The 21,565-nt window shown below is 66.8% G+C and carries 19 protein-coding genes and 1 other RNA gene; 3 read left to right on the top strand and 17 right to left on the bottom strand.

All coding sequences use genetic code 11. The annotated features are described in order from the left end of the window. The 13 genes from gspM to RZV17_RS03605 form a co-directional block, all read right to left on the bottom strand. Window positions 1–459: a type II secretion system protein GspM gene (gspM, locus tag RZV17_RS03665; protein WP_355607318.1), complete on the bottom strand. Its 459-nt coding sequence runs from the start codon at window positions 457–459 to the stop codon at window positions 1–3. Further along, a complete protein-coding gene (gene gspL / locus RZV17_RS03660) occupies window positions 456–1,547 on the bottom strand; it encodes a type II secretion system protein GspL (protein WP_355607315.1) in 1,092 nt (363 codons plus the stop codon). The genes gspM and gspL overlap by 4 nt, the downstream gene beginning before the upstream one ends. After that, window positions 1,544–2,536 carry a type II secretion system minor pseudopilin GspK gene (gspK, locus tag RZV17_RS03655; RefSeq protein WP_355607312.1) on the bottom strand — a complete coding sequence of 331 codons (993 nt, stop codon included), beginning with the start codon at window positions 2,534–2,536 and terminating at the stop codon, window positions 1,544–1,546. The genes gspL and gspK overlap by 4 nt, the downstream gene beginning before the upstream one ends. Next, entirely contained in the window at window positions 2,533–3,135 is a 603-nt protein-coding gene (gene gspJ, locus RZV17_RS03650) for a type II secretion system minor pseudopilin GspJ (protein WP_228334851.1), read from the bottom strand. The genes gspK and gspJ overlap by 4 nt, the downstream gene beginning before the upstream one ends. Beyond that, window positions 3,132–3,512, bottom strand: a complete 381-nt coding sequence (gspI, locus tag RZV17_RS03645) for a type II secretion system minor pseudopilin GspI (RefSeq protein ID WP_228334850.1) — start codon at window positions 3,510–3,512, stop codon at window positions 3,132–3,134. The genes gspJ and gspI overlap by 4 nt, the downstream gene beginning before the upstream one ends. Continuing rightward, entirely contained in the window at window positions 3,496–3,966 is a 471-nt protein-coding gene (locus tag RZV17_RS03640) for a GspH/FimT family pseudopilin (protein WP_355607308.1), read from the bottom strand. The genes gspI and RZV17_RS03640 overlap by 17 nt, the downstream gene beginning before the upstream one ends. A 42-nt stretch (window positions 3,967–4,008) precedes the next feature. Next, the gene (gspG, locus tag RZV17_RS03635; protein ID WP_039414061.1) at window positions 4,009–4,473 is read right to left on the bottom strand and encodes a type II secretion system major pseudopilin GspG; all 465 of its coding nucleotides are present in this window, start codon (window positions 4,471–4,473) and stop codon (window positions 4,009–4,011) included. Between the two features lie 27 nt (window positions 4,474–4,500). Further along, complete coding sequence (gene gspF / locus RZV17_RS03630) at window positions 4,501–5,703, bottom strand: type II secretion system inner membrane protein GspF (protein WP_355607305.1); 1,203 nt, start codon at window positions 5,701–5,703, stop codon at window positions 4,501–4,503. Next, complete coding sequence (gene gspE / locus RZV17_RS03625) at window positions 5,690–7,177, bottom strand: type II secretion system ATPase GspE (RefSeq protein WP_355607302.1); 1,488 nt, start codon at window positions 7,175–7,177, stop codon at window positions 5,690–5,692. The genes gspF and gspE overlap by 14 nt, the downstream gene beginning before the upstream one ends. A 4-nt stretch (window positions 7,178–7,181) precedes the next feature. Then, complete coding sequence (gene gspD / locus RZV17_RS03620; protein ID WP_355607299.1) at window positions 7,182–9,266, bottom strand: type II secretion system secretin GspD; 2,085 nt, start codon at window positions 9,264–9,266, stop codon at window positions 7,182–7,184. Further along, complete coding sequence (locus tag RZV17_RS03615) at window positions 9,263–10,087, bottom strand: type II secretion system protein N (RefSeq protein WP_355607296.1); 825 nt, start codon at window positions 10,085–10,087, stop codon at window positions 9,263–9,265. The genes gspD and RZV17_RS03615 overlap by 4 nt, the downstream gene beginning before the upstream one ends. A 158-nt stretch (window positions 10,088–10,245) precedes the next feature. Then, complete coding sequence (locus tag RZV17_RS03610; RefSeq protein ID WP_355607293.1) at window positions 10,246–12,897, bottom strand: TonB-dependent receptor domain-containing protein; 2,652 nt, start codon at window positions 12,895–12,897, stop codon at window positions 10,246–10,248. A gap of 77 nt (window positions 12,898–12,974) precedes the next feature. Further along, window positions 12,975–14,447: a hypothetical protein gene (locus RZV17_RS03605; RefSeq protein WP_039414079.1), complete on the bottom strand. Its 1,473-nt coding sequence runs from the start codon at window positions 14,445–14,447 to the stop codon at window positions 12,975–12,977. A 187-nt stretch (window positions 14,448–14,634) separates the two neighbouring features. Here RZV17_RS03605 and RZV17_RS03600 point away from each other — a divergent pair, with 187 nt between their 5' ends. Next, window positions 14,635–15,495 (top strand): 2OG-Fe(II) oxygenase, encoded by an 861-nt coding sequence (locus tag RZV17_RS03600; protein ID WP_047697140.1) that lies wholly within the window; start codon window positions 14,635–14,637, stop codon window positions 15,493–15,495. Window positions 15,496–16,802: 1,307 nt separating this feature from the next. On the opposite strand, the gene RZV17_RS03595 is transcribed toward RZV17_RS03600, so the two are convergent. Then, window positions 16,803–17,216: a VanZ family protein gene (locus RZV17_RS03595; protein WP_047697142.1), complete on the bottom strand. Its 414-nt coding sequence runs from the start codon at window positions 17,214–17,216 to the stop codon at window positions 16,803–16,805. After that, window positions 17,204–18,457: a class I SAM-dependent methyltransferase gene (locus tag RZV17_RS03590; protein WP_355607288.1), complete on the bottom strand. Its 1,254-nt coding sequence runs from the start codon at window positions 18,455–18,457 to the stop codon at window positions 17,204–17,206. Before RZV17_RS03590 ends, RZV17_RS03595 begins: the two co-directional genes overlap by 13 nt. Between RZV17_RS03590 and RZV17_RS03585 the strand changes: the two genes are divergently transcribed. Further along, window positions 18,456–19,193, top strand: a complete 738-nt coding sequence (locus RZV17_RS03585; protein ID WP_104579136.1) for a pteridine reductase — start codon at window positions 18,456–18,458, stop codon at window positions 19,191–19,193. The genes RZV17_RS03590 and RZV17_RS03585 overlap by 2 nt on opposite strands. 52 nt (window positions 19,194–19,245) lie before the next feature. Further along, window positions 19,246–19,322: non-coding RNA, sX9 sRNA (locus RZV17_RS03580), on the top strand. A gap of 133 nt (window positions 19,323–19,455) precedes the next feature. Here the strand turns inward: RZV17_RS03580 and folK are convergent. Then, complete coding sequence (gene folK / locus RZV17_RS03575) at window positions 19,456–19,971, bottom strand: 2-amino-4-hydroxy-6-hydroxymethyldihydropteridine diphosphokinase (RefSeq protein WP_166749567.1); 516 nt, start codon at window positions 19,969–19,971, stop codon at window positions 19,456–19,458. An 89-nt stretch (window positions 19,972–20,060) separates the two neighbouring features. Next, window positions 20,061–21,563, bottom strand: a complete 1,503-nt coding sequence (locus RZV17_RS03570; RefSeq protein ID WP_166749568.1) for a hybrid sensor histidine kinase/response regulator — start codon at window positions 21,561–21,563, stop codon at window positions 20,061–20,063. Window positions 21,564–21,565 lie beyond the last annotated feature (2 nt).

Here is a 21,565-nt window from a genome sequence, read left to right as displayed (position 1 = left end):
TCACGGTGCGATGCCCGTCAGGCGGCAACGCACCTGCAGCTGGCCGTCGTGCCGCCGGATGTCCAGCCCGGTTGGCGTCACGCCGTCGCGCTGGCGCAGCTGCTCCAGCCAGGCGAACAAGGTGGGGCCGGCAACGGCGTCGATCTGCAATTCAAGCGCACCTGTGGGACCGCGACGTTGCTGGGTGATGAGGATGTCGGCCTCCTGCGCACGTTGCACGATACGCGCAAGCGGGACTGCGGCCACTGTAGCGCTGCGCTGTGAGGCACGCGCAATGAGCAGCACCGCTGCGGCCTGGTCGTAACGCGCTTGCGCGCTGAGGCGCCAGTGGCGCAACGGCACCAGCAGCGCATACCACGCGATGAACGCCGCGATCGCAAGCAGCATGACCGACAGCATGATGCGCTCGCGTGGCGCACGCGCCTGCCACCACGGATGCATGCGTTGCAGCGCGCTCATCGTGGCGGCTCCAGTTCAAGAGGAGTCTGCATGCGGTCGTCCTGGGTCTGGCTGGTGCCGGGCCGCAGTTGCCAGCCGGCACGGCTGAGCTGAGCGGTGATGTGTTCAAGCTGCGCGGCATCGCTGTGCAACACCGTGACGCGCAAGGGCCTGCCATCTTGATAGACAAGCGCATCCAACGCTGCGCCAGGCACGGCATCGACAGCGGCGAACAGCGCTGCGAGCTGCGCGGTGAATGCACCCGGTTGATCCGCACCTCGTGCCGCGGTCGAGGCACCGCGCCTGCCGCTGTCGTCGGTGGCGCCGGGCAGCTGCGCGATGGCTCGCTGCAGTCGCTGCGCGCCGATCTCGTAACGCAGGTTCTGGGCAAGCATGAGCAGCACGGGCGAGACCAGCAGTAGCCCGGACAGCCAGGCCAGCGTGCGCCGGCTACCGCGTGCGCGTTGTGGCGTTGGCACGGCAAAGCCCTGCTGACGCAGATTGATCGGCGCGCTTGCGGCGTGTCGGGCGAAGTGCGCGATGGCGTGCTGCGAGTCTTCCTGCGGTGATTGCGGTGCCTGCGGCAGGGCTGCAAGCAGCACGGCCGCCAGCGATGGTTCCAGACTGCAGGCCAGGCGCCTGCCGCGCATCAACCAGCGGCCGTCCCAGCCCACCAGCGTGGGCGGCTGACCGGGCGCTGCCTCGGGCAGCAGCAGGCAGTCCGGTACCACGCGATCGGGCACGATGCCAAAGGCGGCAGCACGCTCCAGCCAGTGCCGCATGATGTCTGCATCCACGGCCGCCACCAGGCGTTCGCCATCGCTGTCTGCCTGGTCGGCAATGACCACGTGCAAAGCCCTTCCGTCGACCGCCAGGTGCTCGGCCAGTTGCAGGCGTGCCGCAGCTACCGATTGCGCAATGCTGCGCCCGGGCACGCGCATCCAGCGCAGATGCACATCCGCGCCGGGTACCACCAACACCGTCTGCTTGGCAGCGGCGGGCTGCTCGCTCCCTACCGCGTGCAACCTCGCGTGCCCGTGCGCATCCACGTGCAGCCGTGTGAGCGGCGCAGCTGCATCGGCTGGCAGCAATGCCAGGGTGATACTCATTGGTCGGAACTCCATTGACGCGCCACCAACCGCACGCGGCCGGCAGGATCCTGCTGCAGTAAAGCCTCCAGCATGACCTGCGCCCCGGCGTGGTCGACCTGGCTGAAGAGCGAAAAATACGCAGTGCGCAGTTCGATCTGCTGGTACACCGCATCCGGCAGCGACACCTGCAGCAATGCAGGTGCGCTCCAGAACACTGCCGCATCGCGCCAACCACCAGCCGGCCGCGCCGCAATCACGCGACGTGCGGCCGGCAGGCCCAGTGCGCCTTCGGTCAGCGCCACCAGCACCGGCGCATCTTGCAGACGCAGCGTGTTGACGTTGATCGGCGACAGGCGTCCTTCCGGCAGCGCACACACGTACGGCTGCAGTTGCGCGACCAGTTGCGGCGTGTAGCCGACAATGGCGTGCAGTTCGCTGACGCCGGCCAGCAAGGTCGCACCTGTGCGCAGCGGCACGGCCGCCTGCAGATAGCGGTCGTCTTCGGCACCTTGCGCGCCGGGCTGCGCGTCGCTGTCGATCCAGTCTACCAGCGCATCGGTCAGCGCCTGCGCCTGTTGCGGGGCGATGCCCAGCACTTCGAGCAAGGCGCGGTATTGACGTGCACCTTCATCGCTGCGCTGCCATTGCTCGGGCGCACCGACGACCACGCTGTTGAGATTGAAGCAGCCGCCGCGGTCGCGCAGGCGCACGCTCACGGCACCGTCGTCCAATGGAAAGCGGATCGGCTGGTCGTTCCAGCCGCCGTCCAGGGTGGTACGCAGCGGATCGCGCTTTGCCATGGCCTGCAGCCGTTGCCGCGCGACGGCCTCGCTTCCCAGTGCATACCACTGCGCCTGCGTCATCGCCGCGCCATTGCCGCTACGGCGCAAGCCAAAGCGCAGATCGTCCAGCACGGCGGCCATCAGCAAGGTCATCACTGCAACCAGCAGCAACACCGTGAGCAAGGCCACGCCCCGTTGACTGGCAGGGACGCACAGCGCGCTCATGTGCGCCCCTCCGGCAACAGGAACAGCTGACGCACCCGTCCCCAGTGGTCCAGCTCCAGCTCCAGCGCGACCGCATCCGGCACTGCTTCCAGCCCGCCGCTCCAGCCATCGCTCCACTGCGCGCGGTAATGGAACGCCACCACTGCCGAGCGCACACCGCGCAACAGCACTTGCGGCGTGCCGGCGGTTGCGCCGTCGAGCGCAGGGCGTGCGCTGCGCTCCAGCCGCCCATCCACCACGCGGTATTCCACGTATTGCAGCGACGCACGCGGCAACTGGTCCGGGTTGCTCCAGCCACGCCGCACGAAGCCGAACAACGGCCCCTGCGTCCCCGGCGCGCTTGCGGCAAATGCGCTGCGGGCGGCACCGCCCTCGCTGTTGCGGGTGCGGCGCACCGCGACCTGTTGCAGGTCGCTGCGCAGCAAGCCATGCGCAAGATGGAAATCGCGGATTTGTTGGAGGCGCGCGCGCACGGCACCGCGCTGATCGATGCTCTGCCGCATCACCACCACCGCCGCTGCGGCTACCAGCGCGAATACCGCCAGAGCCACCAGCAGTTCGATCAAGGTGAAGCCGCGCGTGCGCTGCCTGCGGATCATTCGGCACTCCGCAGCACGCTCAAGCTGGCCACTTCATGCGCCTGGCCTGCGGCGCGCACGCGCACCTCGATCCGCACCAGGCCTGCAGCGCCGGCCGGCATCGACTGGCGTTGCCACTCCCAGCGGCGATCGCCGAGCACTGCCTGGCCGTTCGCCGGTGCGCGTACGGCAGCAGCGGGCGCCAGCATCGCCTCGATCGCTTGGTTCTCTGCCACCACCGCAGCCAGTGCACGCTCTTCCAGCACCACCGCCGTGCGGGTGCTCTCGCCGGACAGATTCAACAGACCGACCACCGCCATGCCGAAGATCGCCAGCGCGACTATCAGTTCGAGCAGCGAGAATCCGCCCGATGCGCGTGGCTCAGCGAGAGGGCGCATTGACCTGCACCACACCGGCGGCATCCACCACCACCTGCATCTGCTGCCGACCATCCCCCAATGCGATGCGTTGCGGCGTGGCCGCGCCGGTGGGATCGAAGCGCACGCTCAGTCGCTCGCTGCCGGCGGGCAACTGCGCCTGAATGCCTTTCGGCCAGCGCATGGCTGCGAACGGCGTTTCATCCAACGCGATCCAGCGCTGCTGCGCCTGGCGACGGAACGCGTAGCCGCCGGCATCGATACTGACCTCTACCATGCGCAAACTCATGATCGCCTCATCACGTGCCTGCATCAACGCGCTGGCCAGCGTATCGGCGTGATCGTGCAGATCGCGCTGCGTATCGGGCAAGGTCATCACCACCAGCGTGCTGGCAAGCGCGGTGATCACCAGCACCGCGAGCACCTCGAGCAGGGTGAAGCCGCGCGCGTGCGCTGGCGCCGCGTGCATTCGCATGCACATGGATGCTCGCTGTGCAGTGGCAGGCACTGTGAGCACTCAGCGCCAGTTGCCGATATCGGCGTTGTCGGCGTCGCCGCCCTCTGCACCATCGGCGCCAAACGAGTAGACGTCGAAGCCGCCGTTGCGGCCCGGGCGGCGGTATTGATAGGCGTGGCCCCACGGGTCTTCCGGTAGCCGGCGGATATAACCGCCCTGTCGATAACGCTCCGGTCGCGTCAATCCGCTCGGCGGGTTGAGCAAGGCCTGCAGCCCTTGTTCGGTGCTCGGGTAGCTGAGGTTATCCAGGCGGTAGGTTTCCAGCGCCTGTTCCAGCACCGCCACGTCGGCGCGCGCCTTTTCCACCATCGCGCGATCCTGGCTGGGCATCACGTTGATCATCACCACGGTGGCGAGCAGGCCGATGATGACGATGACCACCATCAGCTCGACCAGGGTGAAGCCACGCGCGCGTTTGCGCGAGGTGAGTGCGTCGATGCGTGCACGGCATTGAAGGGGCTGCATGGAGGTCTCCGGGAGAAACGGCGGCGCTCAACCAAGCGCGAGGGTGTTGAATTGCAGGATGGGCAACAGGATCGACAGCACGATGACCGCCACCACCCCGCCCAGCAGCACGATGATGGCCGGCTCCAGCAGGCTCATCGCGGCGGTGGTGAACGACTCGAATTCGCGTTCCAGATAATCGGCGGCGCGCTCCAGCATCGGCGCCAGGCGCCCGCTGTTTTCGCCACTGGAGGCCATGTACAGCAGCGTCGGCGGAAACACTCCCGCGCGCTTCATCGCCGCGGCCAGGCTGCCGCCTTCGCGGATCGCGGTGACCATGCTGTCGGTGGCAAGCCGCAACGCGCGGTTGTCCACGGTGCGCGCGGCAATCATCAGGCCCTCCATCAGCGGCAGGCCGCTGTTGACCATGATCGCCAACGTGCGTGCCATGCGCGCGGCGTGCAGATCGCGGATCAGCCGGCCCAGCAGGGGCGCACGCAAGAGCGCGCGGTCTGCCGCCAGGCGCAGCGCCGGCCGTTTGAGCACGTGCAACGTGGCCACCGCCGCAACCACCAGCGCAAGGAGTAACGGGATGCCTGCATGCAGCAGAAACTGCGACACGCCGATCACCGCACGCGTCAGCCAGGGCAAGGCGCGGCCCATCGAATCGAACTGGTCCACCACCTTGGGCACCACGAAGGTCATCAGCACGATCACCACCGCACCGGCGGTCAGGGCGAGTGCGGCGGGATAGACCAGTGCAGACTGCAACTTGCTGCGGACCTGCGCTTGGCGTTCCAGCAGATCGGCCAGGCGTTCCATTACCTGCGGCAAGGCGCCCGCGCTTTCGCCGGCGGCCACCATGGCGCGGTACAGCGGCGGGAATGCGTTACCTTGCCGTGCCATCGCATCGGACAGGCGAAACCCTTCGAGCACCAACGCGTGCGTCTGGCTGGTGACCCGGCGCACACCGCGGCGTTCGGACTGGGTGCCGATGGTGCGCAGGGCTTCTTCCAGTGGCGCGGTTTCCACCAGGGTGGAGAGCTGGCGGGTGAACAACACCAGGTCCTTGCCGCTGAAGCGCGCTGCGCGCACGGCCGTGCCGGCTGTCGCTGCGGCCGCTTCCACGCGCACTGGCACCCATTGCCGCTGCTCCAGCTGCGCACGCGCACTGTGCACGCTGTCGGCGCTGATCACGCCGTACCGGTTGCGCCCCTGCAGATCGAGCACGGTGTAATCAAACTGCGGCATGCGCATCGTCCTGCTGACGGGTCACACGCAGCGCTTCTTCCAGCGTGGTCAGGCCTTGCAACACGGCGGCGCGTGCGGCATCGCCCAGCCGCGGCGCGCGCGCGAAGGCAACCGCCGCCAGCGCGTCTTCGTCGGCGTTGTCGCCGATCAGGCGGCGCATCGCGTCGTCCACCGCAATGGCTTCGTAGATCCCCACGCGCCCGGCGTAGCCGCTGTGATGGCAGACGCTGCAGCCCACGGCTGTGTAGATCAATGCGTCGGCAGGCGCATCCAGGAGTTGGCGCGTACCCGCATCGATCGTACGCTCGCGGCGGCAGTGCGGGCACAAGCGCCGCACCAGCCGCTGCGCCAGGATCAACCGCAGGCTCGATGCCAGCAGGAACGGTTCGATGCCCATGTCGCGCAGGCGCGTGACCGCCCCCACCGCGTCGTTGGTGTGCACGGTGGAGAGCACCAGATGGCCGGTGAGGCTGGCCTGCACCGCGATCTGCGCGGTCTCGGTGTCGCGGATCTCGCCGATCATCACCACGTCCGGGTCCTGCCGCAGGATGGCGCGCAGGCCGGCGGCGAAGGTCATGCCCACGCGTGCGTTGACCTGGGTCTGGCCGACGCCGTCAATGGCGTATTCCACCGGGTCCTCCACCGTGAGGATGTTGCGCGAGCCATCGTTGAGCAGGCTCAGCGCCGCATACAGCGTGGTGGTCTTGCCCGAACCGGTAGGGCCGGTGACCAGCACGATGCCATTGGGCACCTGCAAGGCGCGCTGCACGGTGTGCATCACCGCCGGCGGCATGCCCAGCTGCGCCAGCGATAGCGTGCCCTGTTCCTTGTCCAGAATACGCAGCACCACCCGCTCGCTGCCGCGCGTGGGCAAGGTGGAGACGCGCACGTCCAGTGCCTTGGCGCCCATCACCAGCGACACGCGGCCATCCTGCGGGATGCGTTTTTCGGCGATATCCAGCCGCGCCATCACCTTGACGCGCGACACCAGCAGCGGCGCGATGCGCCCGGGCAACGTCGCCGCTTCGCGCATCACCCCATCCACGCGCAGGCGCACCCGCAAGCGCGATTCGTAAGATTCCAGATGCACGTCGGACGCGCCCAGGCGCGCGGCCTCGGCGATGATGCCGTTGATCAGGCGGATGATCGGCGCATCGTCCTGGCTGTCGAGCAGGTCGGCGGTGGGGATGTCGTCGATCAACGAATCCAGACTGCCATGCAGGTCCAGCGCTTCGACCTGCACCCCCTGCTCCAGCCCGGCATCGGCGTAGATCTCCGACACGTGCCGGTCGAACACCGATGGCGCCAGCGTGCGCACCTGCAGCGGCATGCCCAGCGCACGCCGCAATTCGATCAAGGCCTGCACATCGCCGCCTTCGCGCAGGCCGATCTGCGCGGCAGTGTCGCTGCCGAGCAACACCACGCCGTGGCGCTTGGCGAATGCATAGGAAATGCTGGCGCGTGCAGTGGTCATGGCATCAGCGCTGCGCGGGACGTGCGGCGGGCACAGGCGTGGGTGCCGGTGTCGGCTTCGGCACGACCGACGGTGGGCCGGCCGGCAGCTGCGGCGGCTGTGCACGCAAGTAGTCGCGCACCAACGCATCGAGCGCTGCTTCCGGGTCGCCATCAGCCAGCTGGCGGTCGCGCAGATAGCTGTAGCGCGGTGCGGTCATGCGCTGCGCATCGGCCGCATCGCGGATGATGGTGGGGCGAATGAACACCATCAGGTTGGTCTTGTCGCGGTTGCGCGACCTGTGCCGGAACAACGCACCCAGCCCAGGCACATCGCCAAGCAGCGGCACCTTTTCGACGGTCTGGCGATCGTTCTGGTCGAGCAGGCCACCAAGCGCAACGATGGCGCCGTTCTCGACCACCACGCGCGTTTCGATCTGGCGCTTGTTGAACACCAGCTCCGAGGATTGCGCGCTGACCGGCCCGGCAATGGCCGAGACTTCCTGCTTGATCGCCAGGGTGATGCCACCAGCGGTGTTGATCTGCGGGCGCACTTCCAGTTCCACGCCCACGTCCTGGCGCTGGATGGTGCGGAACGGGTTGTCGTTGGCCGCACCCAGCACTTCGCCAGTGGTGATCGGCACTTCCTGGCCAACAAGAATGCGCGCCTGTTCGTTGTCCAGGGTCATGATCGACGGGGTGGACAACAGGTTGGAGCCGGTGTCGCTCTTGACCGCATCGATGATCATGCCGAACACCGCATCGTTGCTTTGCCCGGCCAGCCCGATCAAACCACCGCTCAGGCCCAGCAGCGATTGCGCGGCCACATTACGCGCCTGTTCCAGCACCGAATCGTCGTCGGCATTGGCTCTGCGCGTGCCAGCCGCCGCCGCGGCCAGCGGCACGATGCCCGGCGATGCGCCGCTGTACTGCGTGGCGATCAACGGCACGGTGCCGTTGCGGCCGGCCAGCAGCAGCTGCACGCCCAGGCGCTTGGCGGCGGTGTCGGAGATCTCCACCACGATCGCTTCCACAAGCACCTGCTCGCGATGCACGTCCAGCTGACGGATCACCTCCATCAGCGCACGCTGGGTTTCCGGGTCGGCATTGATGATCAAGGCGTTGGAGCCCGGGTAACGCACGATCACCGGGCGCTTGCCAGCGGCCGGGGCGATCACCTGCGTCTGCGCGGCGCCCGCTGCATTGGCGACATCCACCGCGTTGGAGCGGGTGTCCTGCCCGGGCTGCGCCTCATTGCCCGGGGTCTGCCCGACCAGTTGTTGCAGCACCGGCAGCAATTGCTCGGCACTGGCGTGCTGCAGCCGCACCACGCTGACATCGCCGCGACGTTCCGCGCGCCCGTCCAGGTCCACTGCTGTGCGCACCACACGCTGCACCAGTGCGGGGTCGCCACGCACGATCAACGAATTGCTGCTGTCCACCGGCAACACCGACAGCACATTGCTGCGCTCGCCGCCTTGCCCGAACAGCGTGGTCAGGGTGCGCGCCAGTTCCTGCGCCGAGCTGTTGCGCAACGTCACCGTATCGATGGCCGCGCGGTCGGTATCGATCTGCGCCACCAGGGTGCGGATGCGGCGCAGGTTATCGGCGTAGTCGGCGATCAACAGGCTGTTGCCTTGCGGCATCGCCATGATCACCCCGCCGCGCCCGATCAGCGGCTTGAGGATTTCTGCCGCACTGCGCGCATCCACACGCTGCAGGGTGAACACCTGCGTTGCGAACCCCAGATTGCCATCGGCCGAACTGCCGGGCTGTTGCGCGGCGGTGTCGTCGGGAATGATGCGGTAGGTCGCCGGCCCGCTGGACACTGCAATCAAGCCATTGGCACGCAGCACCGCCAGCAGCATGCCCAGCAGATCGGCCTCGGACATCGCCTGCGCACGCGCCACGTTCACCGTGCCCTGCACGCGCGTGTCCACGATGAAGGTGATGCCGGTGGCACGCGACACATCCTGGATGAAGGCACGCAGGTCCACGTCCTGCAGGCGCACGGCCGGCGCATCGGCCGCGCGCAGCGATACGACCGGCATGGCGGGCAGCGCGAGCAACAAGGTGGCCGTCATCAGCCAGAGGGGACGAACGGCACTCATTGCGGGCGCTTCAGGGTCATGGTGTGGGTCTGGCCGTTGCGGCGGTAGGTCAGCGTGGCCGCCTGACCATCGCGTAGTTCGTCCTGCAGCTCGCGCAGGTGTTCGGCATCGAGAGTGCGGCCGTTGATCTGGGTCAGGACGTCGCCGGCGGCCAGGCCGGCCTGTCGCAGCAATGCCCCATCGCCGCGCGGCATGAGCGTGTAGCCGCTGCCGTCCTCGCTTGCGCGTAAGCCGGCGGTGCTCAGCAACTGCTGCGGGTCCACGGCAGCGGCGGCGGATGCGTTGGTGGCGTTGGTGGCGTTGCCCACGTTCGACATCACCGCAGCGGCCGTGCCTGCTGTCGTCGTGCCGGCTACCGGTGTGGTCGAGGCGGGCACCTGCGGCGCAGCGTCGATCAACCCCAGCCGGCGCACGCCGCTGCCGGTGCGTAGCAGCACATGGTCGGCAGCGATCGCCTGCACCACCACGCCGGGCACCACCGCATCGCCGACCCGGTAGGCGCCCTGTCTGCCGTCGCCGCGACTGAGATAGGCGGCCGCGTGCGTGTCACCGGCGCGCACACCATGCAGCACGATCCCATCGCTGCTGGCGTCGCCGACGTTGCGATAGAACACGTCGCGGCCGAGCGCAGACAGATCCAATGTCGCCTCGATGGCGGGCGTTCGCGTGCCCAGCGGGCCGATCGGCGTGACCACCAGCCACACCAGGCGCAGCGCCTGTACCGCCAGCAGGATGGCCAGCGCGCAGACCACGGCGGGGCGTACACCACGCAGCGACATGACGGCATTCAAGGGGGGTAATACGCGCTGCAAAGCAGACATCCGTCTCAGGATTGCGAACGGATGACAGAATGCGGCAGCAATGTGTCAGTTCGAAGAAAGCGATGACACAAGCCGGCACAGGCCGACGTGCGGCAGAACGTAAACGCCCGCCGTGCGTGGCACGACGGGCGTTTGCGGTGACGGACGCGTGCGACGGCTCAGAAACGTGCGGTCACACTGATGTCATAATTGATGCCGGGCTGGTAGGTGTACAGGTCCACCCGGTTGCTGCCCAGCTTCTGATACTCCTGGTATTTGGTCTTGAGCAGATTGCGGGCGGCCAAGTTCACCGACAACGTATCGCCCGACCACACCAGGCCCTTCTTGATCACCAGATCCAGCGAAGTGCCGGGCTTGTCGATGTAGTCCGGCTGGCCGGGGCGGCCACGCGCCGACACCCGCTCGCCCACATAGTTGGCGATCAACGTGGCCTGGCTGTGCGTGCTCTCGCTTTCCACGCCGATCTGCAGATTGGCGATGTCATCCGACTGCCCCTGCAGTGCAGAGCCATCACGAATGAACAGGTTGGCCTGCACCGGTGCACTGAAGCCGAACGGCTGCACCGTGTCGCCGGCGCTGGCACTTACCTCCGAGGTGGTACGCGTGTAATTGCCGGACACGAACACGCGCTTGTCGCCCCACCAGTCCGCGGCAATCGGCAGATCCAGATACTTCTTGGCCTCCAGCTCCACACCGTACAGCGTGGCCTTGGGCGCATTGATGAAGCTCTGCACGATGCCGCCGCCAGGCGCGTCGTTGACGATGGCTTCGATTGGCTTGTCGATGTCCTTGTAGAAGGCGCCGATGGTGACGTACTGGCCCGGCTCGAAGAACCACTCGTAGCGCGCATCCAGATTGACCAGCTCGCTGTCCACCAGGAACGGGTTGCCGAAGAACTGGCGGTCGATATCCGGGTCAAGATATTGCTGCGGCGCCATTTCGCGGAACTGCGGTCGCGCGATGGTCTTGGAGGCACCGAAGCGCAGCTGCTGGTTCTCGGCAAAATTCCAGGTCACCGTCGCCGAGGGCAGCGCGTAGCTGTTCTGCAGCGGCGCCACGCTGTCCTGCCGCGTGCCGGTGAAGATGTCGTACGGATGCACCGCCTGGGTGGCGTCCTCGTAACGCACGCCCACGGTGGCCCGCAGGGTCGGCACGATCTCGCCTTCGGCCTGCAGGTACGCCGCCTTCACCTTCAAGGTGGCGTCGTAGGCGGCCGCACCGAAACTGCCGGTGGTCTCGCGCAGCCGCAGCAGATCGTTGCTGAGGTTGTAGTCGGAGAGCAGATAGTCCACGCGCTGATACTGGTTCAGGAAGGGCAGCGGGCCGTCCAGCGCCAGGAAGCGGAATTCGCGGCTCCACGCGCTGCGGTCGTTGTCCAGATACGCCAGGCCGCCCTTGATGGTGAGGTCGTGCTCGATCGGCAGGCGCCAGGTGACATCCACACCACCGCTGGCCACGGTGTCGTCGACCTTGCTGAAGCGGGTGTAGTTCTGCACGCGCGACGCATCGTGCGCCCAGTAGCCATCCAGCAGCTCGTAGCGGATGCCGGTCTCGTAGGGCACATCACGGCTTGCATTGGCCACTGCGGCGCGCCACTCGATCTTGAGGTCATCGTATTCGCCGAACGCATGCGAGCCGAGCAGCTGGTTGTTGATCAGCTGGCGCTCGTACCACTCGGTGTTGTCGTCGCGCACATCGAAACCTGCCAGCTCATCGCGGCCGGCACGGCTGCGCGCCACCTTCAGTGCGTCGTGCACATACAAGGTGGTCCAGCCGATCTTGTGGCGCCCATATTCCCAGCCCAGCCCCAGCATGCCGTTGCTGCGCACGTTGTTGCGGGTGGTGGCGAAGTCGTAGTTGGAATTGAACTCCACGCTGTCGCCGACAAAGATGCCGTCCTGCTGCTTGCCGGTCCGCGTGCGCCATTCGTTGTCGTAGCTGGCAACGGCGACGATGCCCAGCTTGGCCTCGCCCACGTCCATGCTGTAGCCGGCGCTGGCGCCCACGTTGACGTCCGGGGCAATGCTGTCCTTTTCCTGCAGCACATACAGGTTGGCATCGTTCATGCTGCGCCCGATGCGGCGGATGTCCTCGCGCGAGAAATTCCCCAGGTCCACGCGGCGCCCACTGCCGATCGCATCGCGCAACGCGCCCGGCTGCTTGCGCGTGCCATCATCAAAGCCCCACTCGTCGTCGCCGGAGCCGTAATACGTCAGGCCCTTCTCGCCGGTACTGACGCTATTGGCGCCGCCGCCCACGGTGAGCGACAGGAACGGCTTGTCCGGCACCGTCATCGACTGCAGATCGATCACGCCACCGCCGAATTCACCCGGATAATCGGCCGAATAGGTCTTCTGCACGGTCACGCTTTGCAGTACGTCGCTGGGGAACAGGTCCAGCGGCACCACGCGCTGCATCGGCTCCGGGCTGGGCAACGGCGAGCCGTTGAACAGCGCCGACGAATAGCGTTCGCCCAGGCCGCGCACATACACATACTTGCCGCGCGACAGGCTCAGCCCGGTGACGCGCGTCAACGCCACCGCCGCGCTGCTGTCGCCGGTGCGCTCCATGTCCTCGCGGGTGACGAACGAGGCCACTTCGGAGGTCTGCAGCATCGGTTCGGGAATGTACTCGCCGCGCACCACGACCTGGTCGAGTTGCTTGGGCGTACTGGCAGCAGCACTGGAACTGCTGCCGCCGGCAGCATCGCTGGCGGCCGACTGCGCCAGTGCGGCGCCGGACATCAGCAAGGTGGAAATGGAAAGAGACAGGCCCGTCCGCGAGAGACGGGCAACAGTGGAGGTTCGCATCGTGGGAGCCCTGGCAACAGAAAGATGAAGCGGGACGCATCGCGCGGCGGCGTCGGGCCGCCGCGCGATGCCGTGCCTCAGCAGGGACGATCGGCGGTCAGGCCGCAGGTCCAGCCTTGCCACCAGGTGTCGTTGGCATCGCGCACGCCGCCGATGTAGTTCACCTGCTGGAAGAAGCTGCTCACTCCGTTCAAGCCCTGGAACGCCGGCACCGCGGTTTCGTTGGCGCCATTGACGAAGGTGTTCTGCAGCGTGGACACGCCGTTGGCAACGTTGTTGGTGCCGGCCGCAAACTGGCTGGCTGCACGCGCATCGCTGCCGAATGCGGTCGGGCAGGCGAAGAACACCGAGTGGAAGGTGCCCGCGGTGTCGGCGTCGGCCATGTTCAGGCACACCAGGCCATCGCCGGTGCCGCCGGCCGGACGGGTGAACACCGAGTTGTAGAACGCTGCCTGGGTGCCCTGGTTGAGCATGATCGCCGCACCGGCGCGCGCATTGCCCACGTAGGTGAAGTTGGCCACCTTCGGGCGCGAATACGGCTGGCGACGCAGGCTGCTCCACTCGTTCATGCGGTCGCCGCCACCGGCGCGCTGCACCACGATGCCGTACTGAAGGGCGCCGCTCCAGCCGGCATCGGTATCCAGCGAATCGTCGTCGGCGCCGGTGATCACGATGTGGCTGCCGTTGACGGTGCCACCGAACCATTCGATGCCGTCGTCGGAGCTGTTGTGGATCTGCACGTAATCCAGGCGCGTGCCGCTGCCCACGCCGGCCAGGGTGATGCCCTGCAGCTCGTTGTTGGGCGAGATTTCAAAGCCCGAATACATCACGCGCAGGTAGCGTAGCGAGCCGCTGTTGTCGGTTGCGCTGTTACCGCCGTAGAACGCGTTGGTACCTTCGACCTGCGCCTGGCACTCCGGTGTGCCCGACACGGTGGTGCCCGGGCAGTTGTTGATCGCCGCGCGCCCCAGCACCACGATGCCGCCCCACAGGCCGATGGTGTTGGCGCTCACCGTGCCATCCAGCGCCTGGCGCGCAGTGAATACGATCGGTGCGGTGGCGCTGCCTTCGGCAAAGATCTGCGAGCCGCGGTTGACCACGATGTAGTCGCTACCGGCAGAACCGTACAAGGTCACGCCTGGTTCGATGGTCAGGATGCCCTGCGTGCTGCCGGCCGCTGGCGCGGTGGCATTGCCGCCGCGATCGGTGCCGACGTTGACACGCCCGCTGATCGAATACGCCGTGCCTGCACGGGCCGGCACCACCAGATTGCCGGTGATGGTCTCCGGCAACTGACACGAGCGCAGCGTGTTGTTGGCGATGGTGCCCACGTTGGAAAAGCCGGTCGGGCAATCCGCGGCCGGGCCGGTCGGTGTGGGTGCAGGCGTCGGTGCAGGCGTGGGCGCCGGCGTCGGTGCGGGCGCCGGTGCGGGCGGAAACGCGCCTTCGCCCGGCGACGCGACACGGTCGGCACCGCCACCGCAGGCAGACAACGCCAGCGCGGTCCCGAACGTCATGAGAAGTGTCTTGCTGCTATTGCGAACGGACATGCGGCTGATCTCCAGGTCAAAAGGTCCGGTATGAAGAGGAGTCGTCAAGAATTGGTTGCGTTCCGCTCACTGCAGTGGCGAGCACGTTCAAGATCCCCGTCACCGTTATAGGGGGCGTCTGTTGCATTTGTCTTACCGCGACACATTTGACACACCACTGACACACCTCGGCATGCACTGTGGCGGGATGACATCCCTCCCGATTGCTCCAGCACTGGCCGACTGGATCGTTGCGCAGGCCGTGGCCGGCCAACCACCCGAGCAAGCGCTACAGCCGTTGCTCGATCAGGGCTGGAACGAGCAGGACGCCATCGATGCAGTCGAGACGCTGGTGCGCGCCCATATCCAGCAACACGCACAGGCAAACGGCCTGCCCTTGCCGGTGCGCGTACCCGCACTGCTGCAACACGACGATGCATCGCTACTGGATCTGGGCGACCGTCAGGTGCGCGTACTGATCAGCCTGCTGCTGCCGCGCGTGGTAGTGCTGGAGAAGTTCCTGTCCGATGCCGAATGCGATGCACTGATCGCACTCGCACAACCGCAGCTGGTGCGCTCACGTACGGTAGACAACCGCAACGGCGCGCAGATCGTGCATGCCGCACGCACCAGCCACAGCATGTGCCTGCAGCTGGGCCAGGATGCACTTTGCCGAAGCATCGAAGCGCGCATCTCGCGCCTGCTCGATTGGCCGGTGGACCACGGCGAAGGCCTTCAGGTGTTGCGCTACGTCACCGGTGCGGAATATCAGCCGCACTACGATTACTTCGACCCCGACGCCGCGGGCACGCCGGTGTTGCTGCAGGCCGGCGGTCAACGCGTCGCGTCGTTGGTGATGTACCTCAACACGCCCGAACGCGGTGGTGCCACCCGCTTCCCCGATGTGCATCTGGACGTTGCCGCAGTGAAAGGTAACGCAGTGTTTTTCAGCTACGACCGCCCGCACCCGATGACGCGTAGCCTGCATGCCGGCGCCCCCGTATTGGCCGGCGAAAAGTGGGTGGCAACCAAGTGGTTGCGCGAGCGCCCGGTACGCATGCCCGTCTGACAACGACAAGCACTCCGTATGCGGTCGCCATGGGACTGCCCCGCTGCCGACGACTTGTCCGGAGGATTAGATCAGCTCCACGGCGGAGACACCGCGTCACGCTGCTTGTCGATTGCTTGTCGAAAACGCTGCGTACCGACCATCGCGACTGGTCCTTGCCCGCCCACCGTCGCGGGACCCTTGGCGGCATGGATGCCGCCACGGAGCTTACAAGGACGTACTTGCAGCGTGTCCTGCGATGGTGGGCGGGCAAGGGCCCTGCAGTAAGGCGCAGATGATCCGCTCTCCGCCTGATTTGTACGTCTTGAGCAATTAGGTCGAGACGCCTGCACTGTGCGTATCGCGAGCGCTTGGCGATCTTCACGTCTGGTCGAAGGCGCGGCGCCCTCACCGCTTGCGGGACACGCCGTGAATCCGTCCGTGGAGGCTCGGTGGCGGCATCCATGCCGCCACACGGTCCCGCAATCGGCGAGGACACCACGCCAGACAGTTGGTTGGTGGTTTTATCGAAGAGCAAAGGTCACCGCATCGCCAGCCTGATCGTCGCTGGTTTATATCCATGCGGACCGACCATCTCGACTGGTCCTTGCCCGCCCACCGTCGCGGGACCCTTGGCGGCATGGATGCCGCCACGGAGCTACATGGACGTACTTGCAGCGTGTCCCGCGATGGTGGGCGGGCAAGGGCCCTGCAGCAACGGCGCAGATGATCCGCTCTCCGCCTGATTTGTACGTCTTGAGCAATTAGGTCGAGACGCCTGCACTGTGCGTATCACGAGCGCTTGGCGATCTTCACGTCTGGTCGAAGGCGCGGTGCCCTCACCGCTCGCGGGACACGCCGTGAATCCGTCCGTGGAGGCTCGATGGCGGCATCCATGCCGCCACACGGTCCCGCAATCGGCGAGGACACCACGCCAGACGGTTGGCTGGTGGTTTTACTGAAGAGCGAAGACACCGCATCACATGGTTTGCTGGTTGCTCTGCTGATAGCTCTGCACACCGACCAACACGACTGGTCCTTGCCCGCCCACCGTCGCTGGACCCTTGGCGGCATGGATGCCGCCAAGGAGCTACATGGACGTACTTGCAGCGTGTCCTGCGATGGTGGGCGGGCAAGGACCCTGCCGCAACGGCGCAGATGATCCGCTCTCCGCCTGATCTGCCAGTACTGAGCAATCAGGTAGCGACGACTGCACTGTGCGTATCGCGATCACTTGGCTGTCTTCAAGTCTGGTCGAACGCGCCGCACCCTCACTGCCGGCAGGACACCCCGTGAATCTGCGGCCCTGCCCATACCGTCTTGCAGAATCAGCGTGCACCAAACAAACGCTGATCCATTCGCAGCATCACCAAGCGCAGCGGCGTCCATGTCAGGCACAACCCGGCCAGGATGCCCAAGGTGTCGGCCAGCGCGTCATAGGGATCGGCACTGCGATTGGTGGTCAGTGCCCCCTGCGCGATCTCGATCCCGATCCCCAACAGCACCAACCCGAACGCCGCCAGCAACAGCGCACGTCGCGTTGCGAACAACTGCACCGCCCCCCAGCACAACAGCGCAAAACTCAGGAAATGTTCCGCTTTGTCGCTGTTGGACGGCAGCTCCGGAAATTCCGGCGGCGGCCCAAGGCACACCGCGATGAGAACGCCGATGGCCGCGACCCACAATCCTACCCACACGCGCGGCCGATGGAACGGCCGTAGCGCCGGGGTCACAGCCGCCACGTAAGATCGCCGGCCAGGAATGCAGGAGCGAAGTCCACATCGCGCGAGAACCCCATCACCTGGAAGCGCTCGCCCATCTCGCTGGGCAAGGTCAGCCGCTTGATCTGCTCGCGCAGACGCATGCGCCCCACGTCATCGGTGCGCGTCTCGGCCTGGGCCAGCAAGGCATCCAGCCCATTGCCCAACAGGAAACTCGCCTGCGTGCAGTAGCCGGCCAACTCGAAACCGGCACCGGTGCCGGCCTCGGCCAATGCGGTGAAGTCCACCGACGCCGTCAGGTCCTGCAGACCTGGCCAGCGATACAGGTCTTCATGCATGCGATGGCGATAGAACGCCCGCAAGGTGCCGTCTTCGCGCTGCGCACGATAGAACTCGCCGCGCGGATAACCGTAATCGACAAACAGCATTGCACCGCGTCTCAAACCACCGGCCACCGCCTGGATCCAGTACGGCAGCTGCGGCAGCAACTCGGAGCGGTACCCGTCGGCAAACGGCTGTTGCAGGTAGCGCTCGAGGTGGCGCACCGCCGCGCTCAACAACGCATCGGCCGGCTGCTCGCCACGTGCAAACTGCTGCTGCGCGTCCAACACCACGGTTTCCTCGTAGACCTCGCCATCGCGCAACGCGAACCGCGGCGTCGGCAATGCATCGATCACCTCGTTGGCGAACAGCACGCCATCCCAATCGTCGGGGAATGGCGCATCCAGCCACTCGACCAGATCGAACACCGGCGGAATCAGGCTGCGGCCCAGGCGTTCGCGCTGCCGCTCGCGCAGGTCGGCGCTGGGCTCCAGGATCGCGTAGCGCTCGGGCAGCGCATCCAGCTCCAGCAACCGCTTGAGGGTGACTTCGGCAAATGCGCCGCTGCCGCCACCGACTTCCAGCACCCGCGCCTGCGGCCCGAGCTGCTGCAGCACCGGGGCCAGCGCACCGGAGACGGTGGCCGCAAACAGCGGCCCAAGCTCGGGTGCGGTGACAAAATCACCGGCCTCGCCGAACTTGCTTGCGCCGGCGCTGTAATAGCCCAGGCCCGGCGCATACAGCGCCAGCTCCATGAAGCGCGAGAACGGAATCGCACCCCCAGCGGCCTGGATTTCGGCGCGCAGGTGCGCGGCCAATTGGTCGCTGTGCGCCAGCGCGTCCGAATCGGGAGTGGGAAGGTCGGCGTGCATGCGGGCACCGGTTGCGGGGACAATGCACAGGATAGCCGAGCCCTTTGCAACGCCGAGCGAGTACGCCATGACAGACAGTTCCAAGGTGGTGTTGATCACCGGTGCAGCCCGCCGCATCGGCGCGCAGATCGCCACCACGCTGCACGCAGCCGGCTACCGCGTGGCCTTGCATGCGCACCACTCCGGCCAGGCGCTGGACGCACGCGTGACCGAACTGTGCGCACAACGCGCCGGCAGTGCGCACGCACTGTCTGCGGATCTGCGCCTGCCACAGGCCCCTGCGCAGTTGGTGGCCGAGTGCATCGATGCGTTCGGCCGCCTGGATGCGGTGGTCAACAACGCCTCGGCGTTTTTTCCCACCGCCCTGGGCGAGGCCACGCCGGAGCAATGGGACGCGTTGTTCGCGGTCAATGCGCGTGCGCCGTTCTTCATTGCCCAGGCCGCTGCCGCGCAGCTGCGCCAGCACCATGGCGCCATCGTCAACCTCACCGACCTGCACGCGCAGCAGCCGATGCGCAACCACCCCCTGTATGGCGCCTCCAAGAGCGCACTGGAGATGCTCACCCGCTCGCTGGCGCTGGAGCTGGCGCCCCAGGTGCGCGTCAATGCGGTGGCGCCCGGCGCGATCCTGTGGCCGGAAGAAGGCAAGCCCTCCGACGCCAAGCAGGCGCTGCTGGCACGCACCCCGCTGGCGCGCATCGGCACGCCGGAAGAAATTGCCGAGGCCGTGCGCTGGCTGCTGGACGACGCCGGTTTCATCACCGGCCACACCTTGCATGTGGATGGCGGCCGTCAGCTCAGCTAGAGCGGCCAGCGCCACGGCTGCCAGGCGCGCGCGGCCGCTGCCCGGAACCGGCATGTGCCGCTCGTACGCTCCGGTTCATGCGCGCCGGCCGCGCCCACACCTGACACTGCTCGCTACGGTTTGTCGGCCGCTCTTGGCGGGCTTGCGTGCCTGCACGCGCGGCTGCGACGCCGGCTACCTTCGCCAGTCACAGCGCATCCGCGCGATCGCCCTGCGCTGCACGCAACCACGGTAGCGCAGTGACGCCGGTCGGGCGGCGGCGCTACTGCGCGATATCGGCCGTTGCCGCTGCGCGCTCCAGGTCCACCGTGGTGAAGGCAGCGCCGTACTGCGCATGCGCCTGCCAGAGCGCGGCCAGTGTCTGCCCGCTCAACGGATCGACGAAGTCCGGCGCGATGTCGGCCAGCGGCTTCAGCACGAACGCGTGCTTGAGCTCGGGGCGCGGGATGCGCAACTGGCCCGGGCCTTCGATGATGCAATCGCCGAAGAACACCACGTCCACATCCAGGGTACGGTCGCTGAAGCGTGGCCCACTGCGATCGCGGCCGTGCGCGTCTTCCAGCGCATGCAACCAGTGATCGAGCGCATGCAGCTCCAGATCGGTCTGCAGCGCCACGGCGTTGTTGACGAAATCCGGCCCGTCGAAGCCCACGGCCGGCGTGCGATACGCCGGGGATACCGCGAGCGGGCCAAAGCGCGCGCGCAAGGCCGCCACGGCCAAGCGCAGGTAATGAGTCGGCTGGACATTGCTGCCGAGGCTGAGAAGCACGGTGGTCATGCGGTATTCGCGCATGCGGCCGGCGTCAGCGTCAACTGTTGCGGCATGCCGGCGGTGATCCGGCACCCACGCAGCGGACCGATGCGGCCTCAGGCCACTTCGAGCGCGTGCGCCACGGCACGGAACACGCGGCGCATCTCCAGCGGCTTGCGCAACACATGCACCGGGATATCCGGCGGAAAGTGCACGCGCTGCAACGGCGCGCCCATGTCTTCCAGCACGATTGCCGGGCCCTGATACCCCAGCTCCTGCATGCTCAGCAGCACGCTCACCGCAGACAGCAGGATGATGTCGCTGTCGATGATCACCAGATCCGGCATGGCGTGCTGCTGCACCAGCTGCAGCGCGGCAGCGCCATCGGTGGCCAGCTGCGGCTGATAGCCCTGACTGGACAGGGCATTGCCCAGCAGCGACAGGCGCGTGGCCTCGCCATCCACCAACAGGATGCGCTGCCCGTGGCCCAGCGCGAGCGGCGGGTCGGCCTCGGCCGCCACGACTGCCGCCGCACGCATCGGCACGATCATGTCGAAGCGCGTGCCCTCGCCCAGGCGGCTGTCGACCTGGATGCTGCCACCGTAGCTTTCCACGATGCGCTTGCACGAGATCAGGCCAAGCCCGGTGCCATCGGCCTTGGTGGTGAAGAACGGGCTGAACAGGCGTGCGCGGGTTTCGTCGCTCATGCCCACGCCGGTATCGGCCACGCTCATGCGCACGCGCGTGGCATCGTGCTGGTCGGCCGACAGAATCAGGGTGCCACCGCCGGGCATCGCCTGGATCGCGTTCAAGCCCAGGTTGAGCAGGCATTGCTGCAACTCGGTGTAGTTGGCTTCGATGGTCAGGTCCGAGGCGATGGCGTCCATCTGCAGGCGCACCCCGTCGGGCAGGCTGCTCTTGAGCAGCATCTGCACGGCCTGGAACAGGTTGGCGATGGACACCTGCTCGCGCGGCTTGTTGGAGCCGCGCACGAACGAGAGCATCGACTCGGCCATCTCGTGGCCACGCCGGCCGCATTCGGCCACCACATTGGCCAGCTGCCGCAACTGCGGGTCGTCGGTGCGCCCGGCCAGCAGGTCGGGCACGATCAGCAACGGCTGCAGGATGTTGCGCAGATCGTGGCTCAGGCCGGCCGCCAGCATCGCCAGGCTTTCCAGGCGCTGCGCACGCATCAACTCGCTCTCCACGCGCTGTCGTTCCAGATCGGCGCGCGCCTCGCGGATCGCGCGCACCACCGCACTCGGCAATCGCGTGGGGTTGTGCTTGATGATGTAGTCGTTGGCGCCATCCTGCAGCGCCTTGACCGCGGTCTCCTCGCCCATGGTGCCGGAGACGAAGATGAAGGGGGTGGCGCCGTTCTGGCGCACCAACCGCAGCGCCTGGTGACCGGAAAACCCCGGCATGCTCAGGTCCGACAGCACGATGTCCGGCTGGAACGTATCCAGCGCGCTCCGCAGCGAGGGCTCGCTGTCCACGCGCTCGAACGCCGCATCGATGCCGGCATCGAGCAACTGATCGGACAACAGCTCGGCATCTTCCGGTGAATCTTCCACCAGAAGGATCTTCAGCTGCTCCAGCTTGCCACCCTCATGCGGCATGG

The organism is Xanthomonas cannabis, assembly GCF_040616535.1.
In the GTDB taxonomy this organism is placed as follows: Bacteria; Pseudomonadota; Gammaproteobacteria; order Xanthomonadales; family Xanthomonadaceae; genus Xanthomonas; species Xanthomonas cannabis.
Note: the sequence above shows the minus strand (reverse complement) of the source record. Positions and strands in the feature narration are given on the sequence as shown.

Coding starts and splice junctions, on each gene's coding strand:
- gspM (WP_355607318.1), bottom strand. CDS start 459: ATGAGCGCGCTGCAACGCATGCATCCGTGGTGGCAGGCGCGTGCGCCA.
- gspI (WP_228334850.1), bottom strand. CDS start 3,512: ATGCGCCCTCTCGCTGAGCCACGCGCATCGGGCGGATTCTCGCTGCTC.
- RZV17_RS03615 (WP_355607296.1), bottom strand. CDS start 10,087: ATGTCTGCTTTGCAGCGCGTATTACCCCCCTTGAATGCCGTCATGTCG.
- RZV17_RS03590 (WP_355607288.1), bottom strand. CDS start 18,457: ATGGCGTACTCGCTCGGCGTTGCAAAGGGCTCGGCTATCCTGTGCATT.
- RZV17_RS03640 (WP_355607308.1), bottom strand. CDS start 3,966: ATGCGAATGCACGCGGCGCCAGCGCACGCGCGCGGCTTCACCCTGCTC.
- RZV17_RS03570 (WP_166749568.1), bottom strand. CDS start 21,563: ATGCCGCATGAGGGTGGCAAGCTGGAGCAGCTGAAGATCCTTCTGGTG.
- gspF (WP_355607305.1), bottom strand. CDS start 5,703: ATGCCGCAGTTTGATTACACCGTGCTCGATCTGCAGGGGCGCAACCGG.
- RZV17_RS03610 (WP_355607293.1), bottom strand. CDS start 12,897: ATGCGAACCTCCACTGTTGCCCGTCTCTCGCGGACGGGCCTGTCTCTT.
- folK (WP_166749567.1), bottom strand. CDS start 19,971: ATGACCACCGTGCTTCTCAGCCTCGGCAGCAATGTCCAGCCGACTCAT.
- RZV17_RS03600 (WP_047697140.1), top strand. CDS start 14,635: ATGACATCCCTCCCGATTGCTCCAGCACTGGCCGACTGGATCGTTGCG.
- RZV17_RS03585 (WP_104579136.1), top strand. CDS start 18,456: ATGACAGACAGTTCCAAGGTGGTGTTGATCACCGGTGCAGCCCGCCGC.
- gspE (WP_355607302.1), bottom strand. CDS start 7,177: ATGACCACTGCACGCGCCAGCATTTCCTATGCATTCGCCAAGCGCCAC.
- gspL (WP_355607315.1), bottom strand. CDS start 1,547: ATGAGTATCACCCTGGCATTGCTGCCAGCCGATGCAGCTGCGCCGCTC.
- gspK (WP_355607312.1), bottom strand. CDS start 2,536: ATGAGCGCGCTGTGCGTCCCTGCCAGTCAACGGGGCGTGGCCTTGCTC.
- gspG (WP_039414061.1), bottom strand. CDS start 4,473: ATGCAGCCCCTTCAATGCCGTGCACGCATCGACGCACTCACCTCGCGC.
- gspD (WP_355607299.1), bottom strand. CDS start 9,266: ATGAGTGCCGTTCGTCCCCTCTGGCTGATGACGGCCACCTTGTTGCTC.
- gspJ (WP_228334851.1), bottom strand. CDS start 3,135: ATGATCCGCAGGCAGCGCACGCGCGGCTTCACCTTGATCGAACTGCTG.
- RZV17_RS03605 (WP_039414079.1), bottom strand. CDS start 14,447: ATGTCCGTTCGCAATAGCAGCAAGACACTTCTCATGACGTTCGGGACC.